This is a genomic window from Streptomyces sp. NPDC031121 (genome assembly GCF_055570615.1).
Genome location: NZ_JBVIGV010000014.1, coordinates 20,533 through 39,430 on the forward strand (window position 1 = coordinate 20,533; position 18,898 = coordinate 39,430).

General features: G+C 74.8%; 18 protein-coding genes and 1 pseudogene. 14 read left to right on the forward strand and 5 right to left on the reverse strand.

Annotation, left to right across the window (positions count from 1 at the left end; all coding sequences use genetic code 11):
- Positions 1 to 80: 80 nt before the first annotated feature.
- Positions 81 to 860 (reverse strand): annotated as a pseudogene (locus tag ACZ462_RS25005) (aminotransferase class I/II-fold pyridoxal phosphate-dependent enzyme); the annotation flags it as partial.
- A 129-nt stretch (positions 861 to 989) separates the two neighbouring features.
- Here ACZ462_RS25005 and ACZ462_RS25010 point away from each other — a divergent pair.
- From ACZ462_RS25010 to fbaA, 7 genes are all read left to right on the forward strand, one after another.
- Positions 990 to 1,286 carry a hypothetical protein gene (locus ACZ462_RS25010; protein ID WP_467805660.1) on the forward strand — a complete coding sequence of 99 codons (297 nt, stop codon included), beginning with the start codon at positions 990 to 992 and terminating at the stop codon, positions 1,284 to 1,286.
- Positions 1,287 to 1,617: 331 nt separating this feature from the next.
- Positions 1,618 to 2,160: a DUF2617 family protein gene (locus ACZ462_RS25015; protein ID WP_467805659.1), complete on the forward strand. Its 543-nt coding sequence runs from the start codon at positions 1,618 to 1,620 to the stop codon at positions 2,158 to 2,160.
- Between the two features lie 192 nt (positions 2,161 to 2,352).
- Entirely contained in the window at positions 2,353 to 3,996 is a 1,644-nt protein-coding gene (locus ACZ462_RS25020; protein ID WP_467805658.1) for a polyamine aminopropyltransferase, read from the forward strand.
- Between the two features lie 67 nt (positions 3,997 to 4,063).
- Positions 4,064 to 4,996, forward strand: coding sequence for an SRPBCC family protein (locus ACZ462_RS25025; RefSeq protein WP_467805657.1), 933 nt, complete (start codon positions 4,064 to 4,066; stop codon positions 4,994 to 4,996).
- A gap of 33 nt (positions 4,997 to 5,029) precedes the next feature.
- Positions 5,030 to 5,830, forward strand: coding sequence for an aldose epimerase family protein (locus ACZ462_RS25030; protein ID WP_467805656.1), 801 nt, complete (start codon positions 5,030 to 5,032; stop codon positions 5,828 to 5,830).
- Between the two features lie 31 nt (positions 5,831 to 5,861).
- On the forward strand, positions 5,862 to 6,401 hold the full coding sequence (gene pyrE, locus ACZ462_RS25035) for an orotate phosphoribosyltransferase (protein WP_467805654.1): 540 nt from the start codon (positions 5,862 to 5,864) through the stop codon (positions 6,399 to 6,401).
- Between the two features lie 284 nt (positions 6,402 to 6,685).
- Complete coding sequence (gene fbaA / locus ACZ462_RS25040) at positions 6,686 to 7,708, forward strand: class II fructose-bisphosphate aldolase (protein ID WP_467805653.1); 1,023 nt, start codon at positions 6,686 to 6,688, stop codon at positions 7,706 to 7,708.
- A 90-nt stretch (positions 7,709 to 7,798) separates the two neighbouring features.
- Here fbaA and ACZ462_RS25045 read toward each other — a convergent pair whose 3' ends face one another.
- Positions 7,799 to 9,145, reverse strand: a complete 1,347-nt coding sequence (locus ACZ462_RS25045) for an IS701 family transposase (protein ID WP_467805651.1) — start codon at positions 9,143 to 9,145, stop codon at positions 7,799 to 7,801.
- A 244-nt stretch (positions 9,146 to 9,389) separates the two neighbouring features.
- On the opposite strand from ACZ462_RS25045, the gene ACZ462_RS25050 reads away from it, so the two are divergent.
- The 4 genes from ACZ462_RS25050 to ACZ462_RS25065 all read left to right on the forward strand — a co-directional run bounded on the left by ACZ462_RS25050 (position 9,390) and on the right by ACZ462_RS25065 (position 13,148).
- Positions 9,390 to 9,803: a DUF3151 domain-containing protein gene (locus ACZ462_RS25050; protein ID WP_467805649.1), complete on the forward strand. Its 414-nt coding sequence runs from the start codon at positions 9,390 to 9,392 to the stop codon at positions 9,801 to 9,803.
- Positions 9,804 to 10,026: 223 nt separating this feature from the next.
- Positions 10,027 to 10,872, forward strand: coding sequence for a tryptophan 2,3-dioxygenase (gene kynA, locus ACZ462_RS25055; protein WP_467805648.1), 846 nt, complete (start codon positions 10,027 to 10,029; stop codon positions 10,870 to 10,872).
- Complete coding sequence (kynU, locus tag ACZ462_RS25060; RefSeq protein ID WP_467805646.1) at positions 10,865 to 12,076, forward strand: kynureninase; 1,212 nt, start codon at positions 10,865 to 10,867, stop codon at positions 12,074 to 12,076. The genes kynA and kynU overlap by 8 nt, the downstream gene beginning before the upstream one ends.
- Positions 12,077 to 12,260: 184 nt before the next feature.
- A complete protein-coding gene (locus tag ACZ462_RS25065; protein ID WP_467805644.1) occupies positions 12,261 to 13,148 on the forward strand; it encodes an alpha/beta hydrolase in 888 nt (295 codons plus the stop codon).
- A 76-nt stretch (positions 13,149 to 13,224) separates the two neighbouring features.
- On the opposite strand, the gene wrbA is transcribed toward ACZ462_RS25065, so the two are convergent.
- Positions 13,225 to 13,827: an NAD(P)H:quinone oxidoreductase gene (gene wrbA / locus ACZ462_RS25070; RefSeq protein ID WP_467805643.1), complete on the reverse strand. Its 603-nt coding sequence runs from the start codon at positions 13,825 to 13,827 to the stop codon at positions 13,225 to 13,227.
- A gap of 102 nt (positions 13,828 to 13,929) precedes the next feature.
- Here wrbA and ACZ462_RS25075 point away from each other — a divergent pair, with 102 nt between their 5' ends.
- Both ACZ462_RS25075 and ACZ462_RS25080 read left to right on the forward strand, forming a co-directional pair.
- The gene (locus ACZ462_RS25075) at positions 13,930 to 14,529 is read left to right on the forward strand and encodes a TetR/AcrR family transcriptional regulator (protein WP_467805641.1); all 600 of its coding nucleotides are present in this window, start codon (positions 13,930 to 13,932) and stop codon (positions 14,527 to 14,529) included.
- Between the two features lie 94 nt (positions 14,530 to 14,623).
- Positions 14,624 to 15,271, forward strand: a complete 648-nt coding sequence (locus tag ACZ462_RS25080; protein WP_467805639.1) for a hypothetical protein — start codon at positions 14,624 to 14,626, stop codon at positions 15,269 to 15,271.
- 110 nt (positions 15,272 to 15,381) lie between these two features.
- On the opposite strand, the gene ACZ462_RS25085 is transcribed toward ACZ462_RS25080, so the two are convergent.
- Positions 15,382 to 16,665 carry an adenylosuccinate synthase gene (locus ACZ462_RS25085; protein ID WP_114053471.1) on the reverse strand — a complete coding sequence of 428 codons (1,284 nt, stop codon included), beginning with the start codon at positions 16,663 to 16,665 and terminating at the stop codon, positions 15,382 to 15,384.
- A 184-nt stretch (positions 16,666 to 16,849) separates the two neighbouring features.
- On the opposite strand from ACZ462_RS25085, the gene ACZ462_RS25090 reads away from it, so the two are divergent.
- Entirely contained in the window at positions 16,850 to 17,656 is an 807-nt protein-coding gene (locus ACZ462_RS25090; protein WP_467805638.1) for a diacylglycerol kinase, read from the forward strand.
- On the opposite strand, the gene ACZ462_RS25095 is transcribed toward ACZ462_RS25090, so the two are convergent.
- Positions 17,640 to 18,875 carry an MFS transporter gene (locus ACZ462_RS25095; protein ID WP_467805637.1) on the reverse strand — a complete coding sequence of 412 codons (1,236 nt, stop codon included), beginning with the start codon at positions 18,873 to 18,875 and terminating at the stop codon, positions 17,640 to 17,642. The two genes, ACZ462_RS25090 and ACZ462_RS25095, sit on opposite strands and share 17 nt — an antisense overlap.
- Positions 18,876 to 18,898: the final 23 nt, after the last annotated feature.

The window sequence follows — 18,898 nt, forward strand, 5'->3', positions numbered from 1 at the left end:
CACGTCGTTTGGGATTAGAGACAGTGAGTCAGTGAGGGGTGTGTTCGGGCATCCGTCTTCCCGATCAAATAGGTAGGCGAAGAATCCTTGACCCAGCCGACCTTCCAGCCGGTGAAGGAGAACGTCTTGCCGGCCGAGGAGATCGTGACCGTCCGGTCGCGCATGCCCGGGAGCGACGCCAGCGGCGTGTGGACGCCCTCGAAGACCAGGTGCTCGTACACCTCGTCCGTCACGACCAGCAGGTCCCGCTCGACCGCCAGCTCCGCGATCGCGGCCAGCTCCGCGGGGCCCAGCACGGTGCCCGTCGGGTTGTGCGGGCTGTTCAGCAGCAGCAGGCGGGTCCGCGGGGTGACCGCGGCCCGCAGCTCGTCGAGGTCGAGGGCGAAGGCGCCGCCGTGCGGGCGGAGCGTGACCGGGACGCGGGTGGCGCCCGCCATGGCGATGCAGGCGGCGTACGAGTCGTAGTACGGCTCGAGGGCGACGACCTCGTCGCCCGGTTCGAGCAGCGCCAGCAGCGAGGCGGCGATCGCCTCCGTGGCGCCCGCGGTGACCAGCACCTCGGCGTCCGGGTCCCAGGCCAGGCCGTAGAAGCGCTGCTGGTGGCGGGCCACGGCGGCGCGCAGCTCGGGCACGCCCGGACCGGGCGGGTACTGGTTGCCGAGCCCGGTCAGGACGGCGCGGGAGGCGGCCTCGGCGATCTGCGCGGGCCCGTCGGTGTCCGGGAAGCCCTGGCCGAGGTTGATGGAGCCGGTGCGCGCGGCCAGCGCCGACATCTCCGCGAAGATCGTCGTGCCGAAGGACGCCAGGCGGCGGTTCAGGAGGGGGCGGCGGCCGGCCGCGGGTTCGGTCATGGGCGCCATCCTGCGGCGAACCTCTGGAGTTGCTCAAGTGCGCTTTGGCCGGGACGGCGCCCGGGCATCGTTGCAGCACGCGGGACGCGGGGATCCCGCTCCTCGGGGGACCGAGGCCTAGGCAAAGGGGGTCGGACGATGCTCCTGGCTCTTCTCGTACTGGTGGCCGCGCTCGCCGTCGGCCTGGTGATCGTCGTGGCCGTCGCCGTCAAAGGCGCCGCCGCCGCGCCCGTCACGTCCCTGTCCAAGCCCGCGGCCAAGCGGCACGGCTCGTCGTCGTCCTCGTCCTCCTCGTCCTCGTCCCCGTCGTCCGGCTCCGGCTGGTGGGCCGGCGGGGCGTCCTGCGGTTCCTCCTCGTCCTGCGGTTCCTCCTCCTCGTCCTGCGGATCCTCCTCGTCCTCGTCCTGCGGGGGCGGGGGCTGCGGCGGCAGCTGACACGGGGCGGCTGCACCGCGCACAAGGGGGCGCCCGGCGGCGCGGGGAAGGCGCCGGTCGCCCCCGTGTTCGTCACCCGGAAGGGGCAAGCGGCAGGGTTCGGAAATGCTGCCGGTGAACACCTGAACTGGCTGGCCCCCGCGGGGATGTAAACCCAACCAAGTTGGGTAAAAACGCTGTGAGTGCCGTGCCTTTCATGATTCCCTCGGTTGAGTAGACCAGTCCCCGGGCCTCGCGGGACCTCCTGTGGCCCGAGCCGGTTTCCCCCCACCCGTTGACCACCGCTGGCGGGGTCCGGCCCCTCTCCCTCGCGCGTTTGCGGAGCCGACTCATGCTCACGACCCTCCAGACCACCTACACCGACACGCGTGCTGCCGACCTGGCCTGGGCCCTGGGCCGCGGGCGGCTGCCCGCCCTGGCCGTGCTGAACCTCGAACTGAACGGCGCCAGGGTGGAGTTGCGCCTGCTGGGGGCCTCGCACCAGGTGCTCCTTGAGGAGGGCGAGGTCGTCTGTTCGGAGACGGTCGCCTGCATGCCCGGCAGCAGCACGCCCCTCCCGCTCGGCGTGGCGAAGCGGATGAGCGGCTGGGAGTACGAGTTCGCGGCGCGCGTCGAGACCCTGTCGCAGGGCTCCTTCGCGGGCCGGGCGCAGGAGCTGCTCGCCCTGGTCGCGGACCACCCGAACGGATTGGCCGGAACCTTCCCCGGCAGCCCGCACGCCTTCACCGCGATGCTCGCGCAGCGCCACGAGGGGCAGGTGGGCTGGCGGACCTGGCACGCGTACCCGCAGGAAGGCCAGCTGGTGGCCACCTGTACGAAGGTCGGGGTGCGCGCGGGTGCACCGGCCGGCGCGTTGCGGACGGTCGCGCCGTAGCGGCCACCGGTGCGCCCCCGCACGGGCGCCGCAGCCGCCCTCCTGCGCACATCGCTGCCGGGGCCGGGGGCGCAGGGTCTCGCGGCCCGCGTGCACCGGCCCCGCATGTTGCGCCAACCGGATGGAACAGGCGGGTACTTGCACCCATGTGGGTGACTCGATGCCCGTGGGCGGTGACGTACGGTTCGCTGCATGATCGACCGTTCCGTCCCCCACCGGGTGCGCCCGGCTCCGGAGCCGCCGGACGCGGCGGCACCGGCGGCCGCCCTCCCCGTACGGCCCCGGACCGGCCGACTCCTCGTCCTGGCCACCGTCTTCGTCTGCGCCGCCTGCGGCCTCGTCTACGAGCTGGAACTGCTGGCCCTCGGCTCCTACCTCATCGGCGACTCCGTCACCCAGACGTCCGTCGTGCTGTCCGTCATGGTCTTCGCCATGGGCGTCGGCTCCCTCCTGGCGAAACGGCTGCGGACGCGGCCCGCCGTCGGCTTCGCGCTCATCGAGGCGGCCCTCGCCCTGCTCGGCGGACTGTCGGCGATGGCGCTGTACGCGACCTTCGCGTGGCTGGGCGAGTCCCGGCCGGCGCTCGTCGCGTTCTCCCTCCTGATCGGGGTGCTGATCGGCGCGGAGATCCCGCTGCTGATGGCCCTCATCCAGCGGATCCGCAGGCAGGACGCGGGCGGCGCGGTCGCCGACCTGTTCGCCGCGGACTACGTGGGCGCGCTCGTCGGCGGCCTGGCCTTCCCCTTCCTGCTGCTGCCGGTGCTCGGCCAGCTCACCGGCGCCCTCCTGACCGGCACCGTCAACGCCGTCGCCGGCGCCGGACTGGTCCTGTGGCTCTTCCGCGGCGACCTCAGCCCCCGCTGGCGCCGGCTGCTCCTCGCCGCGAACGCCGCCGTCCTCGCCGTCCTCGGAGCAGCGACCGTCCTCGCCGACGACTTCGAGGAGGTCGCGCGGCAGGCCGTCTACGGCGGGGAGGTCCGCGTCGCCCGGCAGACCGGCATGCAGGAACTCGTCCTGACCGGCCCCGCCGACGGCTCGCCGCGCTCCCTCGACCTGTTCCTCGACGGGCGCCTGCGGGTCAGCGGCTACGACGAGTACCGCTACCACGAGGCGCTCGTCCACCCCGCCATGACCGGCCCGCACGAGCGGGTCCTCGTCCTCGGCGGCGGCGACGGCCTCGCCGCCCGCGAGGTCCTGCGCCACCCCGGCGTCGCCTCCGTGACCGTCGTCGACCTCGACCCCGGCGTGGTCCGCCTCGCCCGCACCGATCCGGTGCTGTCCGCGCTCAACGGCCGCGTCCACGAGGACCCGCGCGTCACCGTCGTCACCCAGGACGCGTTCCGCTGGCTGCGCGGCCCGGCGGCCGCCCTCCGCTTCGACGTCATCGTCTCCGACCTGCCCGACCCGGGCGTCACCCCCAGCAGCAAGCTGTACTCGCAGGAGTTCTACGGGCTCGCGGCCCGCGCCCTGGCCCCCGGCGGCCGCCTCGCCGTGCACGCCGGGTCCCCCGCCGCCCGCCCCCGTACGTTCTGGACCGTCGACGCCACCCTCCGCGCGGCCGGCCTGGCCACCGCCCCCTACAGCGCGGGCGGCCGCCTGGCCGGCTTCACCGGAGGGCCCGACCGCAGCCCGCGGGCCGGCGACGCACCGCCGCAGGAGTGGGGCTTCGTCCTCGCGGGCCGCGGGCCGGACGCCCCCGAGCTGCGCGTCGACCAGGGCACGCCCGGGCTGCGCTCGCTGACCACGCAGTCCCTGCGCGACGCCGCCCGCGACGCGGAGCGGACCCGGGTGGCGGGCCTGCCGCCGTCGACGCTCCCGCACCCGCGCTACTCCTGACCGCCCCCGCGGATTGCGGAGCGCCGCGGGAGGCCCCGGGGGCGGTTGCGTCGGTAGGCTCGACCGCATGGAGCATCAGGTCTTCCTCCCGGTACCGGCCGACCGCCTCCGCGCCGTGCTGCGCGACCCCGCCCTGGTGGCCCGCTGCGTGCCCGGCCTCCAGCAGGACGCCGACGCGGCCGCCGCGGGCGCCGGCCCGGGGCAGGTCGCCGGCCGGCTGAGACTGCGGGTCGGCGGGAACACCGTCACCTACCGCGGCACCCTCGCCGTGGCCGCGCGCGGCCGGGACCGCTTCACCGTCGAGGGCGAGGGCGTCGAGATCCGCGGCAGCGGCACCGTCAAGCTGACAGTGGAGCTGAGGCTGGCGCCGGCCGGGGAGGGGAGCTCCCTCGAGTTCACCGCGGCGGGCGAGGCGGGCGGGCGGGCCGCCGGCTTCGCACCGGATGCCGTCGAGGCCGCCGTCCGCAGGCTGCTCGACAGGGCCGCCGCACAGCTCGCCGTCCTCGCCGGCGCGCCGCACGCCCCGGACGCCCCCGACGCGGGCACCGGCCTCCCCGCCGCCGAGGACGCGGAGGACGCGGACGCGGAGGACGCGGACGACGCCGAGGACGCCGGGGGCGGCCGGGCCGCCGGGGCCGCCTCCTCGGTGTACGACACCGAGGTGCCGCCGTCCTCCCCCGACCCGGCCCTCGACCCCCTCCTCGACGGCGACTTCGAGGACCTCGGCGGCATCTCCGACTTCGGCGAACTCGATCGCCTCCACGGCGGCGACGCCTACGGCGCCGACCAGCCCCCCGCCGAGGCCGCCCACGCCCGCCGCACGATGATCGGCCGCAGCGCCGAGGAGGTCGACCACGCGCCCCCGCGCGGCCGCTACGCCCCCGTCCCCGCACCGGCGTCCGCCGCCGCGGGGGCCGGCCTGCGCTGGATCGCGCCGGCCGCCGCGTTCGCCCTCGCCTCGGCCGTCGTCATCGGCCGCGCCCTCCGCAGACGCCGCTGAGGCCCCACCGGCCACAGCACTAGGCTCGGCCGCATGAGTACGCAACTGTCGGCCGGCGGCGCGGAAGTGACCGTCGACCAGGAGAACGGCTGCCGGATCAGCAGCCTGCGCATCGACGGGACGGAGCTGCTGCGCCAGGGTGCGCACTACGGCTGCTTCCCGATGGTGCCGTGGTGCGGGCGCACCGCGTACGGCGAGTTCCGCGACGGCGCCACCGTGCACAAGTTGCCGGTCAACCAGCCGCCGCACGCCATCCACGGCTTCGGCCGCGACGCGGCCTGGCGCCCGGCGCCCGCCGCGGTGACCGCGACCGACGCCGCGTTCACGTACGACCTCGCCGACCCGTGGCCCTACCCGGGCCGGGTCACCCAGACCGTCAGCCTCGACCCGGGCGGCGGCTCCCTGACCCTCGCCATGGGCGTGGAGACGTACGGCGACTCCTTCCCCGCCCAGGCCGGCTGGCACCCCTGGTTCCTGCGCAACCTCGGCGCCGGCGGCGAGGACGTGACGCTGGACTTCGACCCCGCCTGGCAGGAGGAGCGCGGCCCCGACCACCTCCCCACCGGCCGCCGCACCGACCCGCAGCCCGGCCCCTGGGACGACTGCTTCGGCATGCCGTACGGCGTCGAGGCGGTGCTGACCTGGCCCGGCGAGCTGGAGCTGAAGGTGGCCAGCCGCGCCGAGTGGCTCGTCGTCTACGACGAGCAGCCGGAGGCCGTCTGCGTCGAGCCGCAGTCCGGGCCGCCGAACGGGCTGAACACGCTGCCGCGCCTGGTGACGCCGGTGGATCCGCTGGAGGTCTCCATGACCTGGGCCTGGCGCCGCCTGTCGTAGCGCCCGCGCACACGCAACTAAGCTCGGGGCCATGAGTGACGTACGCGATGCGCTTCTGCAGCAGATCAAGGACAAGGCCGTCGTGCACGGCAAGGTGACCCTCTCCTCCGGCAAGGAGGCCGACTACTACATCGACCTCCGCCGGATCACCCTCGACGGCGAGGCGGCCCCGATGGTCGGCCAGGTCATGCTCGACCTGACCGCCGAGCTGGACTTCGACTGCGTCGGCGGCCTGACCCTGGGCGCGGACCCCGTCGCGACGTCGATGCTGCACGCCTCCGCCGCACGCGGCGGCCGCCTGGACGCGTTCGTCGTCCGCAAGGCGCAGAAGGCGCACGGCATGCAGCGCCGCATCGAGGGCACCGACGTCAAGGGCAAGCGCTGCCTCGTCGTCGAGGACACCTCCACCACCGGCGGCTCCCCGCTGACCGCGGTCGAGGCCGTCCGCGAGGCCGGCGGCGAGGTCGTCGCCGTCGCCACCATCGTGGACCGCGGCGCCGCCGACGCGATCGCCGCCGCGGGCCTGCCGTACCTGACCGGCTACCGCCTCGGGGACCTCGGCCTGGCCTGAGCGCGCTGCCCCCCGGGGCCTCCCGCGACGGGGACCGGCCGCGGCGCGTCCGCGGCCGGTCTTGCATTCCGGACCGCCGACCGGCTTCCCCGGAGCCCGCCCGCACCCCGGGGCACCCGCCCTGAGCTGCGGTTTTCCGGGCCGGTGGCCTGATTGCCGGAAATCGCCGCGACCGGCGCGGGTCGAGTGACACGCGGAGCGTGGAAAGATAGGCGCGACGGTTACGTCGCCCCCAGGTCAGGGTCAGCAATCGCACACTCCCCGCACAACAGAGGAGCGGACAGATGCCCATCGCAACCCCCGAGGTCTACAACGAGATGCTCGACCGGGCGAAGGCAGGCAAGTTCGCCTACCCGGCCATCAACGTGACCTCGAGCCAGACCCTGCACGCTGCCCTGCGCGGCTTCGCGGAGGCCGAGAGCGACGGCATCATCCAGATCTCCACCGGCGGTGCGGAGTTCCTGGGTGGCCAGCACAGCAAGGACATGGTCACGGGTGCGGTCGCCCTGGCCGAGTTCGCGCACATCGTCGCGGCGAAGTACGACGTCAACATCGCGCTGCACACCGACCACTGCCCGAAGGACAAGCTGGACGGGTACGTCCGCCCGCTGATCGCCCTCTCCGAGGAGCGCGTGAAGGCCGGCCGCAACCCGCTCTTCCAGTCCCACATGTGGGACGGCTCCGCCGAGACCCTGGCCGACAACCTGGCCATCGCGCAGGAGCTGCTGCCCCGCGCCGCCGCCGCCAAGATCATCCTTGAGGTCGAGATCACCCCGACCGGCGGCGAGGAGGACGGCGTCACCCACGAGATCAACGACGAGCTGTACACCACCGTCGAGGACGCGATCCGCACCGCCGAGGCCCTGGGCCTGGGCGAGAAGGGCCGGTACCTGCTGGCCGCCTCCTTCGGCAACGTGCACGGCGTGTACAAGCCGGGCAACGTCGTCCTGCGCCCGGAGCTCCTGAAGGACCTCCAGCAGGGCGTCGGCGAGAAGTACGGCAAGACCAGCCCGTTCGACTTCGTCTTCCACGGCGGCTCCGGCTCCACGGAGGAGGAGATCGCCACCGCGCTGGAGAACGGCGTCGTGAAGATGAACCTCGACACCGACACCCAGTACGCCTTCACCCGCCCGGTCGCCGACCACATGTTCAAGAACTACGACGGCGTCCTGAAGGTCGACGGCGAGGTCGGCAAGAAGTCCACCTACGACCCGCGGACCTGGGGCAAGCTGGCGGAGGCGGGCATGGCCAAGCGCGTGCTGCAGGCCTGCGCCGACCTCCGCTCCACCGGCACCCGCCTGAAGTAGCCGCCGGCCGGACCCGGTCCGGCCCGGATGCGCAGCCGGAAGGGCCCGGTGCTCCCCGCCGATCGGCGGGGGCGCCGGGCCCCTCCGTGTTCACAGGGCCGCGAGCGCCGGCCGGCGTACGGCGGCGGTGTGCCGCCCGCGGGCCGCGACCGGAACCGGAACCGGAACGGTGTCGGGCGTCCTGGCCGGACGGGAGGCGGCGGCGACGGATCCGGCCGCCGGCGCGGCCAGGCAGAGCGCCGCGTGCGCCACCGACGCCAGCGTCACGTGCCGGTGCCAGCCGGGCAGGGACCGGCCGGAGAAGTCCCGCAGGCCCACCCGCTGCACGCTCGCCGCGGACGCGGCCGACACCCGCAGCGCCGTCTTCGTCATCCGCACCAGCGCGGCGGGGTCGGTGCGGACCATGTCCGTCACCCACAGCTGCGTCGGCAGCCGGCGCGCCGCCTCCCACTCCCCGAACAGCAGCACCTCGCGCCGCCGCCCCGGCGCCGGGTCCGGGACCATCACCCGCACCGCCGCCACCAGCGACGTGCGCCGCACGCCGGGCACCTCCGGGTCGGGCCACTCCACCGGCATCCGCAGCCCGCGCACGTTCTGCAGGACGTCCCGCGCGGCCATCGTGCCCGCCCCGAACCCCGGTACCCGCGGGTCGGTCACCAGCAGCCGCGCCTCCGCGCCGATCCGGGCGACCACCGGCACCCGCGCCTCGGCGAAGCGGTGCAGTGTCGACCGGGTCGCGATGTCCCGGACGTCCAGGACGACCGGCCGCCCCGGCAGCCGCGCCTCGCGCACCGCGTTCAGCACGCCGCTGACCGCGCAGCCCGCGTACGACTCCTCCTCGCCGGTGCCGCACCCCTGCACCGAGTCCTGCGAGGGCGCCGGCGCCGACTCCTCGTCGAGGAAGAGCCGCCACCCCACCGGCGTCACCACCGGCGCGGAGGTGTACCACAGCCCGAACGCCTGCTGCCCGCGGAACATCTGACCCCGGTGCGGGTCGAAGCGGTGCCCGGCGCCGACCGAGTGCTCGCCGCCCTTCGGGATCGCCATCGGCTGCGCCACCCAGGCGCTCAGCGGGGCGGACCGCCCCAGGTACTCGGCCAGGGCGGTCCGGATCGGCTGCCAGTCCCAGGTCGAGGCGGCGATGAAGTGGTGCAGGCTCTGCTCCGTGGCCGCGGCGCCGGCGCCGCCGGCCGCGCCCGCCCGGTCGAGCTGGAGGGCGATGTTGCGGATCGACTTGCGGCCCTCGGCGGCGAGCAGCCCCTGCACGTACTGGCGGCCCCGCTCCCGCTGGTCCTTGCGGCGCAGGGAGGCGAACACCGCGGAGCACAGCTCCTCGACTGCCCCGTCCGCGCCGGCCGGTGCGGCGGCGCGGCTGCCGGAGGCGGTGCGGGCGGCGGCGGTGCGGTCGGCGGTGCGGGTGCTGGTGGCGGCGTTCACGACTTCCCCCTTCGTCGATGGCCCCCTTACGGTCCGCCGCCGCCCCCCGCCGCGGGGAGGTGTGCCGGGCACACGGCTCGGCCGCCGGGTGGTGGGGCGCCCACCACACCCCGCCGGCCGCCCCGGCGGCGGTGGGCCGGCCACCGCCGGGTGCGCGGCCGCCGCGGCGCGCGGGGTGCCGGGTGCCGCGCCGCTGCCGGGGGAGGGGCCGCCGTACGGGCGCCGGATGCCCCAGACTTGGGGCATGTCCATTCACCAGAACCTGCTCGGGGGCCCCGCCCCCACCCACCTCCCCGACGAGCCGGGCCGCGAGGCCATCGCCGCGGGCACGCCCGCCGTCGAGGTGGCCGCCGCGCACCCGACGTCCTCGCTCGCCTGGGCGGTCCTGTCCGACGAGGCGTTCGCCGCCGGCCGCAGCGTCGAGGCGTACGCGTACGCGCGCACCGGATACCACCGCGGGCTGGACGCGCTGCGCCGCGCCGGCTGGAAGGGCCACGGCCCCGTGCCGTGGGAGCACGAGCCGAACCGCGGCTTCCTGCGCGCCCTGTACGCCCTCGCCCGTGCGGCCGAGGCCATCGGCGAGAAGGACGAGTACGAGCGCTGCAGCACCTTCCTGCGCGACTCCTCGGAGACGGCGGCTGACGTTCTGGGCGCCTGACCCGGGCGTTCGCCCCGAGGCAGCGGCGGCGCCGGACGGCGGATCGGCCGTCCGGCGGCCCGCCGATCCCGGGGGGTGGGTAAAAAGTCCGTGTGACGACCGTCACGCACCATTGGAGGACCCCGGGGGAGCGGTTTTATGATGCGGGCAGGGGACCGGGGCTCCACACACCCTTTCGGAAGGAGCGGACCGCTACCCGGAAGCACGTGTCGAGGAGACAGCGATGTCGAACACCCTTGATGCCTCCGGAGCCGGTTCGGACACCCCGAACCTCGACTTCGCCGGCACGACCCCGTACGAGGACTACGTCCAGGCGGACGTCCTCACCCACCTCCAGCACCCCCGCTCGGACGACCCGGGCGAGATGGTCTTCCTGGTCACCACCCAGGTCATGGAGCTGTGGTTCACGGTCATCGTCCACGAGTGGGAGACGGCCGCGAAGGCCCTGCGGGAGGACCGCGTCCCCGTCGCGATGGACGCGCTGAAGCGGTCCCTCCGCGAGCTGGAGGCCCTCAACGCCTCCTGGCGCCCGCTCGCCCAGCTCACCCCCGCCCAGTTCAACTCCTACCGCGGCGCCCTCGGCGAGGGCTCGGGCTTCCAGTCCGCGATGTACCGCCGGATGGAGTTCCTCCTCGGCGAGAAGTCGGCGTCCATGCTGGTCCCGCACCGCGGCGCGCCGCGCGTCCACGCCGAGCTGGAGAAGGCGCTGCACGAGCCGAGCCTGTACGACGAGGTGCTGCGGCTGCTGGCCCGCCGCGGCCTGCCCGTCCCGCAGTCCGTCCTCGACCGCGACCTGTCGCGGCGCTACGAGCCCTCGCCCGAGGTCGAGGCCGTGTGGACCGCCCTGTACGAGGACCCCGACGCGCACCCCGACCTGCACCGCCTCGGCGAGGCCCTCACCGACGTCGCCGAGCTGGTGTGGCGCTGGCGCAACGACCACCTCGTCGCGACGCGGCGCGCGATGGGCGCGAAGACCGGCACGGGCGGCTCGGCCGGCGTGAGCTGGCTGGAGAAGCGCGCGTCGAAGAACGTCTTCCCCGAGCTGTGGACGGCGCGCAGCCATGTCTGAGACCACCGCCATCCGGGCGGCGGAGCTCGCGGAGCGCGCCGCCGCGCTCGACGCCGCCGACCCGCTCGCCGGGCTGCGCAAGCGGTTCACCCTCCCCGACGGCGTCGTCTACCTGGACGGCAACTCGCTCGGCGCGCTCCCCGCGGGCGTGCCGGAGCGCGTCGCGGAGGTCGTCTCCCGCGAGTGGGGGACCGAGCTGATCCGGTCCTGGAGCGGGGGCACCTGGTGGACGGCGCCGGAGCGGATCGGCGACCGGATCGCCCCGCTGGTCGGCGCCGCGCCCGGCCAGGTCGTCGTGGGCGACTCCACCAGCGTCAACCTGTTCAAGGCGCTGGTCGGCGCCGCCCGGCTCGCCGGGCCGGGCCGCACCGAGCTGCTCGTGGACGCCTCCACCTTCCCGACCGACGGCTACATAGCCGGTTCGGCGGCCCGGATGACCGGCCTGACCGCCGTCCCGGTGGACCCCTCGCGGGCCGCCGAGGCGATGGGAGAGCGCACGGCCGCCGTCCTGCTCAACCACGTCGACTACCGCGCCGGCCGGCTCCACGACCTGCCCGGCCTGACGCGCGCCGCGCACGCCGCGGGCGCGCTGGCCGTGTGGGACCTGTGCCATTCGGCGGGCGCCCTGCCCGTCGGGCTCGACGCCCACGGCGTGGACTTCGCGGTCGGCTGCACGTACAAGTACCTCAACGGCGGGCCCGGTTCGCCCGCGTACCTGTACGTCGCCGAACGCCACCAGGAGGGCTTCGACTCGCCGCTGCCCGGCTGGAACGGCCACGCGGACCCGTTCGCGATGACCCCGGAGTACGCGCCCGCCGCGGGCGCCGTCCGGGGCCGGGTCGGCACGCCGGACATCCTGTCGATGCTGGCCCTGGAGGCGGCGCTCGACGCGTGGGACGGGGTCGAGGTGGAGGCGGTGCGGGCGAAGTCCCTCGCGCTGACCGACTTCTTCCTGGAGTGCGTCGCGGCGTACGTGCCGGAGGGCCGGGTGGAGTCGGTGACTCCGGCGGCGCACGCCGAACGCGGCAGCCAGGTGTCGCTGCGCGCGGAGAACGCCCGCGCGGTGATGGACGAGCTGATCGCGCGGGGCGTGATCGGGGACTTCCGCGCCCCGGACGTGCTGAGGTTCGGCTTCACCCCGCTGTACGTCGGCTTCGCCGACGCGGAGCGGGCGGCCCGGACACTGGGTCACGTTTTCGGGTGATCTCGGGGCGAAACGTCACGGCACGGGGCGGGCGGGGCGCGGTCCCGCCCGTCACCGCCCGCTCCCGTGCCGGGGCCGGTGACGGGAAACCGCCTCCCCCGGACAGGCCTGTTCCGGCCTGATACGGTCCCGCTCTGCCGGAACACCGGAACACCAGTCCCACGCGTTACGAGAGGTGGAGCCGATGTCGGACCCCGCAGTCGAACGGGACGCCGCCGAGGCCGCCTCGGCCTTCGCCCATCCGCCGGTCGCCCCGGACGCGACCGCCGCGTACGGGGAACACCCGGACCACGTCGTCGACTTCTACGCGCCGCGGGCGGGGGACGGCTCCGCGGCCTCCGCGCCGCTGGTGGTGCTGCTGCACGGCGGTGCCTGGCGCGCCCCGTACGACCGCGCGCACGTGACGCCGCTCGCGGACTTCCTGGCGCGGCGGGGTTTCGCCGTGGCCAACGTGGAGTACCGGCGCGGGAGTTCGCTGCCGCACCAGGACGCGGACGGTCCGGTCGCGGGGCGCTGGCCGGAGACCTTCGACGACGTGGCGGCGGCGATGGACGCCCTGCCGGGGCTGGCCGCCGCGGCGCTGCCGCAGGCGGACCTGCGGCGCACGGTCGTCACGGGGCATTCCGCGGGCGGCCACCTGGCACTGTGGGCGGCCGCCCGGCACGTGCTGCCCGCCGGTGCCCCGGCCGGCTGGCGGCTGCCCGAACCGCCGCCGCTGCGCGGCGTGGTGGCGCTGGCTCCCATCGCGGACTTCGAGGTCGCCGGCAAGCTCGGCGTGTGCGGCGGGGCGGCCGAGCAGCTGCTGGGCGGCGGGGCGCGCCTGGCGGAGCGGTCGCCGTACGCGGACCCGGCGGCGCTGCTGCCGACGGGCATCGCCACCGCCGTGGTGCACGGCCGGGAGGACATCGTGGTGCCGACGGCGGTCGCCGAGTCGTATGTGGAGGCGGCGGCCCGCGCCGGTGAGACGGTGGGGTTGACCCTGCTGGACGGGATCGGGCACTTCCCGCTGATCGACCCGGGCGCGGACGCCTGCGCGGTCGTCGCCGAGGAGATCTCGCAGCTGGCCTGGTAGGCGCGGGCGCGCGGGCCGGCCGCCGGCGCGGGTCACGCCGGCGCGGTCATGCCGCTGCCGGTCATGCCGCCGCCGGTCAGGCCGTCGCGGCGAGGCGGGCGGCGAAGCGGGCCAGGCGTGCGCCCTGGTGGCGGGCCGCTGCCAGGGCCTCGTCGGTCACGGGGCCGCTGCCGCCGGGGTGCGAGGAGCCGTACGGGTTGCCGCCGGCGGCGAAGACGGCCGGGTCGGTGAAGCCGGGGGCGACGATGACCGAGCCCCAGTGGTGGAAGGTGTTGTAGAGCGCGAGCAGGGTGGACTCGTTGCCGCCGTGGGCGTTGTGCGCGCTGGTGAAGCCGGTCGCCGGCTTGTCGGCGAGGGCGCCCTGCTGCCAGAGGCCGCCGGTGGTGTCGAGGAACTGCTTCAGCTGGCCCGCGATGTTGCCGTAGCGGGTGGGGGAGCCGATCGCGTAGGCGTTGGCCCAGGAGAGGTCGTCCAGGGTGGCGGTCTCGACGTCCTTGGCGGCCTCGACGTGCTCGCGCCATGCCGGGTTGGCATCGATGGCGGCGTCCGGGGCGAGTTCGGGCACGCGGCGCAGGCGCACCTCGGCGCCGGCCTTCTCGGCGCCTTCGGCGACGGCCTGCGCGAGGGCGTGCACGTTACCGGTGGACGAGTAGTAGACGACGGCGACCTTGGCACCCATGGCGACTTCCCTCCTGATGAAGCGGAGCGCTATCCGCTTTTGCTGGACCCGAGTCAAGCGGATAGAAATCCGTTTGGCAAGGGCATCCGGTAGCCTGCCTGCATGAGCCGCACCGAGCTTCCCGTCACGGGCCAGGCTCCGCCGGAACGCGCGGACGCCGCCCGCAACCGGCGCAGGATCCTGGACGCGGCCGCGCGGCTGGTCGCCGATCAGGGCCCGGAGGCCGTGACCATGAACGCCGTCGCGCACGCGGCCGGCATGGGCGTCGGCACCGTCTACCGCCGCTTCGGCGACGTCAGCGGACTGCTGATCGCCCTGCTCGACGAGGACGAGAAGCGCTTCCAGGAGGCGTTCCTCGGCGGCCCGCCGCCGCTGGGGCCCGGGGCGCCGCCCGAGGAGCGGCTGCGCGCGTTCCTGCACACGCTGGCCGAGCGGCTCTCGGCCTGCCGGGCCGTGATGGGCGCCGCCGAGGCCGCGTCGCCGGGCGCGCGGTACGGCAGCGGCGCCTACCGCACCATGCACACGCACGTCACCCTGCTGCTCCGGCAGGCCCGCCCGGAGGCGGACGCGCCGGTCCTGGCCCACCTGCTGCTGGCCCCGTTCGTCCCGAGCCTGTTCGAGCACCTGACGGCGGAGCGGGAGGTGTCGGCCGACCGGATCAAGGCGGGCATCGACGCCCTGCTGGGCGCGGCCCGGGGGTGAACCACCCGGCGCCTCGGGGGGCCGCCCGCTGTGATCAAGCCGTGGCCTGATCGGGATCGCCGGAAGCGGGAGCGTCCCGCAGGGGGCCACCGCCGTGGCGCTCAACCTGACCGCCACCGGCCCGCGGGCGGCGGGCCACCTGACCGCTTACCCGAGCGGGCAGGCCGCTCCGGCCACGTCGAGCCTGAACTTCACCGCCGGCCAGACGGCCGCCAACGCGGTGATCGTGCCGGTCGGCGCCGACGGAAAGATCACCGTCCGCAACGGCAGCTGGGACACCGCGGACGTGGTGGTCGACGTCGTCGGCTACTACAGCCGCGACAGCCGGTCCGCCTTCGTGCCCGTCGGACTGCCCTACCGGATCATCGACTCCCGCAAGGACAGCTGGGGCCGGAAGGCGGGCCCGATCCCGGCCCGTACGTACCTTCCCCTGCGGCTCGAGGGCGACACCACGACTCCCGACGTCGACGGCTGGGCGCTGAACACGACGGTCACCCACACCACCGGTTCGGGCTTCCTGTCGGTCGCTCCCGACCCGAACTTCTGGTCCGACTACCAGAAGGGCACCGCGGTGGTGCCGCAGCGGCCGGTCGCATCGGCCCTCAACTGGACGGCGGGGGCGACGGTCGCGAACGTGGCGCAGACGCCCGGAGGCAAGGGCGGCATGGTCGACCTGTGGAATCAGGGCTGGGAGGACATCGACCTGATCGTCGACCTCGTCGGCTACTACCAGAAGCCCTGAACCGCGGGCCGGAGCGCGCGAAGGGGGGTGGTGCACCATGCGGTGCACCACCCCCCTTCGCTATGGGAGGGAGCCGGGGCTTCCCTGCGGAAGGCAGCCGGCCCTTCCGTCTAGAGGAACGAGTTGATCTCGATCGTCTCGGTGCGGCCCGGGCCGACGCCGATCGCGGAGATCGGGGCGCCCGACATCTCCTCCAGGGCCTTCACGTACGCCTGCGCGTTCTTCGGCAGGTCGGAGAAGGTCTTGGCCTTGGTGATGTCCTCGGACCAGCCCGGCAGGTTCTCGTAGATCGGCTTCGCGTGGTGGAAGTCCGTCTGCGAGTACGGCAGCTCCTCGACGCGCTTGCCGTCGATCTCGTACGCGACGCACACCGGGATCTGCTCCCAGCCGGTCAGCACGTCGAGCTTGGTCAGGAAGAAGTCCGTCAGGCCGTTCACGCGGGTGGCGTACCGGGCGATCGGGGCGTCGAACCAGCCGCAGCGGCGGTCGCGGCCGGTGGTGACGCCGCGCTCACCGCCGATGCGGCGCAGGTCCTCGCCGTCCTGGTCGAACAGCTCGGTCGGGAACGGGCCCGCGCCGACGCGGGTCGTGTACGCCTTCAGGATGCCGATGACGCGGCTGATCCGGGTCGGGCCGACGCCCGTGCCGGTGCAGGCGCCGCCCGCGGTGGGGTTCGAGGAGGTCACGAACGGGTACGTGCCGTGGTCCACGTCGAGGAGGGTGCCCTGGCCGCCCTCGAACAGCACGACCTTGTCCTCGTCCAGCGCGTTGTTGAGGATCAGGGTGGTGTCCGCGACGTACGGCTTGATCTGGTCCGCGTACTGGAGCATCTCCTCCACGATCGCGGCGGCCTCGATCGCGCGGCGGTTGTACAGCTTGGCGAGCAGCTGGTTCTTGTTCTCCAGCGCCGCCTCGACCTTCTGGATGAGGATCGACTCGTCGTAGAGGTCCTGGACGCGGATGCCGACGCGGTTGATCTTGTCCGCGTACGTCGGGCCGATGCCGCGGCCGGTGGTGCCGATCTTGCGCTTGCCGAGGAAGCGCTCGCCGACCTTGTCGAGGGTGACGTTGTACGGCGTGATCAGGTGGGCGTTTCCGCTGATCAGCAGCTTCGAGGTGTCGATGCCGCGCTCGTTCAGCCCGCGCAGCTCGGACAGGAGCACGGACGGGTCCACGACGACGCCGTTGCCGATGACCGGGGTGCATCCGGGGGACAGGATGCCGGACGGGAGAAGGTGCAGCGCGTACTTCTGGTCGCCTACGACGACCGTGTGGCCGGCGTTGTTGCCGCCCTGGTAGCGCACCACGTAGTCAACGGATCCACCGAGCAGGTCGGTGGCCTTCCCCTTGCCCTCGTCACCCCACTGAGCTCCGAGCAGCACAAGAGCGGGCACAGGCGTACACCTCTTCCGGATGGGGCATGTCCAAGGCCAGGGGGCGTACGACGATGTACACCGCAGGCTGGGCCGTCGGACCGGTACCCCGGAATAGACGAAGGCCCTGGCGCAATAGCGCAAGGGCCTCTTGCACAAAGATGCTACCCGAGGAAGGACCGAGGTGTCGGCTCCGGAGCCCACCATGAGCCCTGCGGGCGCGCCGGTCGGCGCCCTGCTGGTGCTCGTCGACCCGGTCGCGCGCCGTCTCGACGGAGAGTCCGTGCGCATCGCGAGGGACGTGCTGTCGGCCGGGGCGGCGGCGAAGATCTGCCTCCCCCAGTCGCCCGAGGAGTTCGCGCGGGCGCTCGCCCGCCGCGGCCATCGGCGGCCGGTGATCGTCGGCGACGACCGGGCCCTCGTACGGGCGGTCGGGCTGCTGCACCGGGAGCGGGAGCTCGACGGGGAGGCCCTCTCGGTCGTCCCCGTGGGGCAGGCGGGCTCGCTGGGGCTGGCGCGGCTGCTGGGGGTCCCGACGTCGGCGGTGTCCGCGGCGCGGGCGGCCCTGGACGGGGTCGTCGGCGTCCGCGACCTGCTCGTCGACGACGGCGACGGCGTCGTCCTCGGCGGCCTGCGCATCCCGCCCGCCCGGCCGCCCGTGCCCCGGGCGGCGGGCGCCTCGGTGCGCAGTGCCTACCGGTCCCTGGTGCGCACGCTCGCCGGGCCGCCGGCGGCGCCGGCCGCCGGGCACCGGCTGCGGGTGGAGGCCGACGGGGTGGTGCTGGCCGACGTGGACCGCCCCGTCGACGACGTCGCGGTCGCGCCCGGCGGGGGCGGCCTGGCCGAGGTCGTCGTCCGGGCGGAGGGCTCCGTGGTCCGGGCCCGTGCCGCGGCGGTCACGGTGGCGGGCGCCGACTTCCGCTACCGGGCCGACGCGGCGGTCTCCGGGCCGGTCCGCCGGCGGACGTGGACGGTGCGGCCGGCGGCGTGGGGGCTCATCCTGCCGCGCTGACCGGCGTACGGGCCGTCTCGCGCAGCACCTGGCGGCGGGACAGGACGGTGACGGCGAGCGAGGCGGCCGCGAGGGCCGTGATCGCCGCGGCCGGGCCCACCGCCTGCGCGGCGGCGCCGGCGAGGGCGGCGCCGAGGCCCTGCCAGGTCATCCGCCCCGCGGACTCCGCGCCCTGGACCTGGCCGCGGAACGCGTCCGGCGTCAGCTCGAGGAGCTGCTCCTGCAGCGGCAGCGTCGCCGCGAAGCCGGCGCCGGCGAGGAACACGGCGACGGCGGCGGCCGGCAGCGGCGGGTGCCACGCGAACACGAGGAACGGCGCGGCCATCAGCATCCGGAGCGGGAAGGCGGCGCGGCGCCTGCCCTCGGCGGTGAGCAGCCGCCCGACGGCGAGGTCGCCGAGGAGCAGCCCCGCGGACGCTGCGGCCAGGAGGTGGCCGGCGTACTGCCCGGCGTACGGGATGAACAGCGCCTCGCAGCCGACGACCAGGCCGTTCGGCACCCACAGGTTCAGCAGCAGGGCCCGTCGGCCGGGGCGGCCCAGCAGGTCGGCGTTGCCGGCCCAGGTGCTGCGCAGGCCGGGGCGTCGGGCGACCCGGATCGAGCGTTCGCGCAGGGTCGCCGCGGCGGCGGCCAGGGAGAGCGCGGTGAGCGCGGCGGCGGCCGCGAACAGCCCGTGCGGGCCGATCGCGCGCAGCAGCAGCGCGCCGGAGGCGTAGCCGAGGACGGACACGGTGCCGGCGGTGATGTTCATCAGCGAGCGGGCCGGCGCGTAGGCGGCGGCGGGGACGATCTCGGCGAGCAGGCCCATGCGGGTGCCGGTGCCGAGGGACTGGAAGAAGCCGAGGGCGAGCAGGAGCGCGAAGCGGGCGGCGAGCGGCAGCCCCGGCACCGCCTGGGCTGCGATCCCGGCGAGGGAGGCGCCTTGGAGGGCGAGCAGGGTGCGGCGGGGGCGGCTGCCGTCGGCGACGGACATCAGGGTCAGCGCCCCGAGCACGGTCGCGAAGGTCGCCCCGTACATGCTGACCGCCGTCAGGAAGGGGGAGCCGGTCTGGCGGTCGACGAGGCTGCCGAGGGCGAACCCGGACAGGGCGCTCGCGGCGGCGGTGAGGGCGAAGCCGGCGAAGAGCCCGGCGAACTCCCGGTTCCGCAGCAGCTCCCGGTACCCGGGGCGGGCGCCGGACGGCACGGGCAACTTGGGTGATGAGGCGTCAGAAGGCATGAAAAAAGCCTCCGTTCGCTCCC

Bases quoted from the DNA above. Each gene is read 5' to 3' on its own strand.
- ACZ462_RS25090 (WP_467805638.1), top strand. From the start codon at position 16,850: ATGAGCCCTGCGGGCGCGCCGGTCGGCGCCCTGCTGGTGCTCGTCGAC.
- ACZ462_RS25075 (WP_467805641.1), top strand. From the start codon at position 13,930: ATGAGCCGCACCGAGCTTCCCGTCACGGGCCAGGCTCCGCCGGAACGC.
- ACZ462_RS25065 (WP_467805644.1), top strand. From the start codon at position 12,261: ATGTCGGACCCCGCAGTCGAACGGGACGCCGCCGAGGCCGCCTCGGCC.
- ACZ462_RS25020 (WP_467805658.1), top strand. From the start codon at position 2,353: ATGATCGACCGTTCCGTCCCCCACCGGGTGCGCCCGGCTCCGGAGCCG.
- ACZ462_RS25025 (WP_467805657.1), top strand. From the start codon at position 4,064: ATGGAGCATCAGGTCTTCCTCCCGGTACCGGCCGACCGCCTCCGCGCC.
- ACZ462_RS25010 (WP_467805660.1), top strand. From the start codon at position 990: ATGCTCCTGGCTCTTCTCGTACTGGTGGCCGCGCTCGCCGTCGGCCTG.
- ACZ462_RS25095 (WP_467805637.1), bottom strand. From the start codon at position 18,875: ATGCCTTCTGACGCCTCATCACCCAAGTTGCCCGTGCCGTCCGGCGCC.
- ACZ462_RS25050 (WP_467805649.1), top strand. From the start codon at position 9,390: ATGTCCATTCACCAGAACCTGCTCGGGGGCCCCGCCCCCACCCACCTC.
- fbaA (WP_467805653.1), top strand. From the start codon at position 6,686: ATGCCCATCGCAACCCCCGAGGTCTACAACGAGATGCTCGACCGGGCG.
- ACZ462_RS25015 (WP_467805659.1), top strand. From the start codon at position 1,618: ATGCTCACGACCCTCCAGACCACCTACACCGACACGCGTGCTGCCGAC.
- pyrE (WP_467805654.1), top strand. From the start codon at position 5,862: ATGAGTGACGTACGCGATGCGCTTCTGCAGCAGATCAAGGACAAGGCC.
- kynA (WP_467805648.1), top strand. From the start codon at position 10,027: ATGTCGAACACCCTTGATGCCTCCGGAGCCGGTTCGGACACCCCGAAC.
- ACZ462_RS25030 (WP_467805656.1), top strand. From the start codon at position 5,030: ATGAGTACGCAACTGTCGGCCGGCGGCGCGGAAGTGACCGTCGACCAG.
- kynU (WP_467805646.1), top strand. From the start codon at position 10,865: ATGTCTGAGACCACCGCCATCCGGGCGGCGGAGCTCGCGGAGCGCGCC.
- wrbA (WP_467805643.1), bottom strand. From the start codon at position 13,827: ATGGGTGCCAAGGTCGCCGTCGTCTACTACTCGTCCACCGGTAACGTG.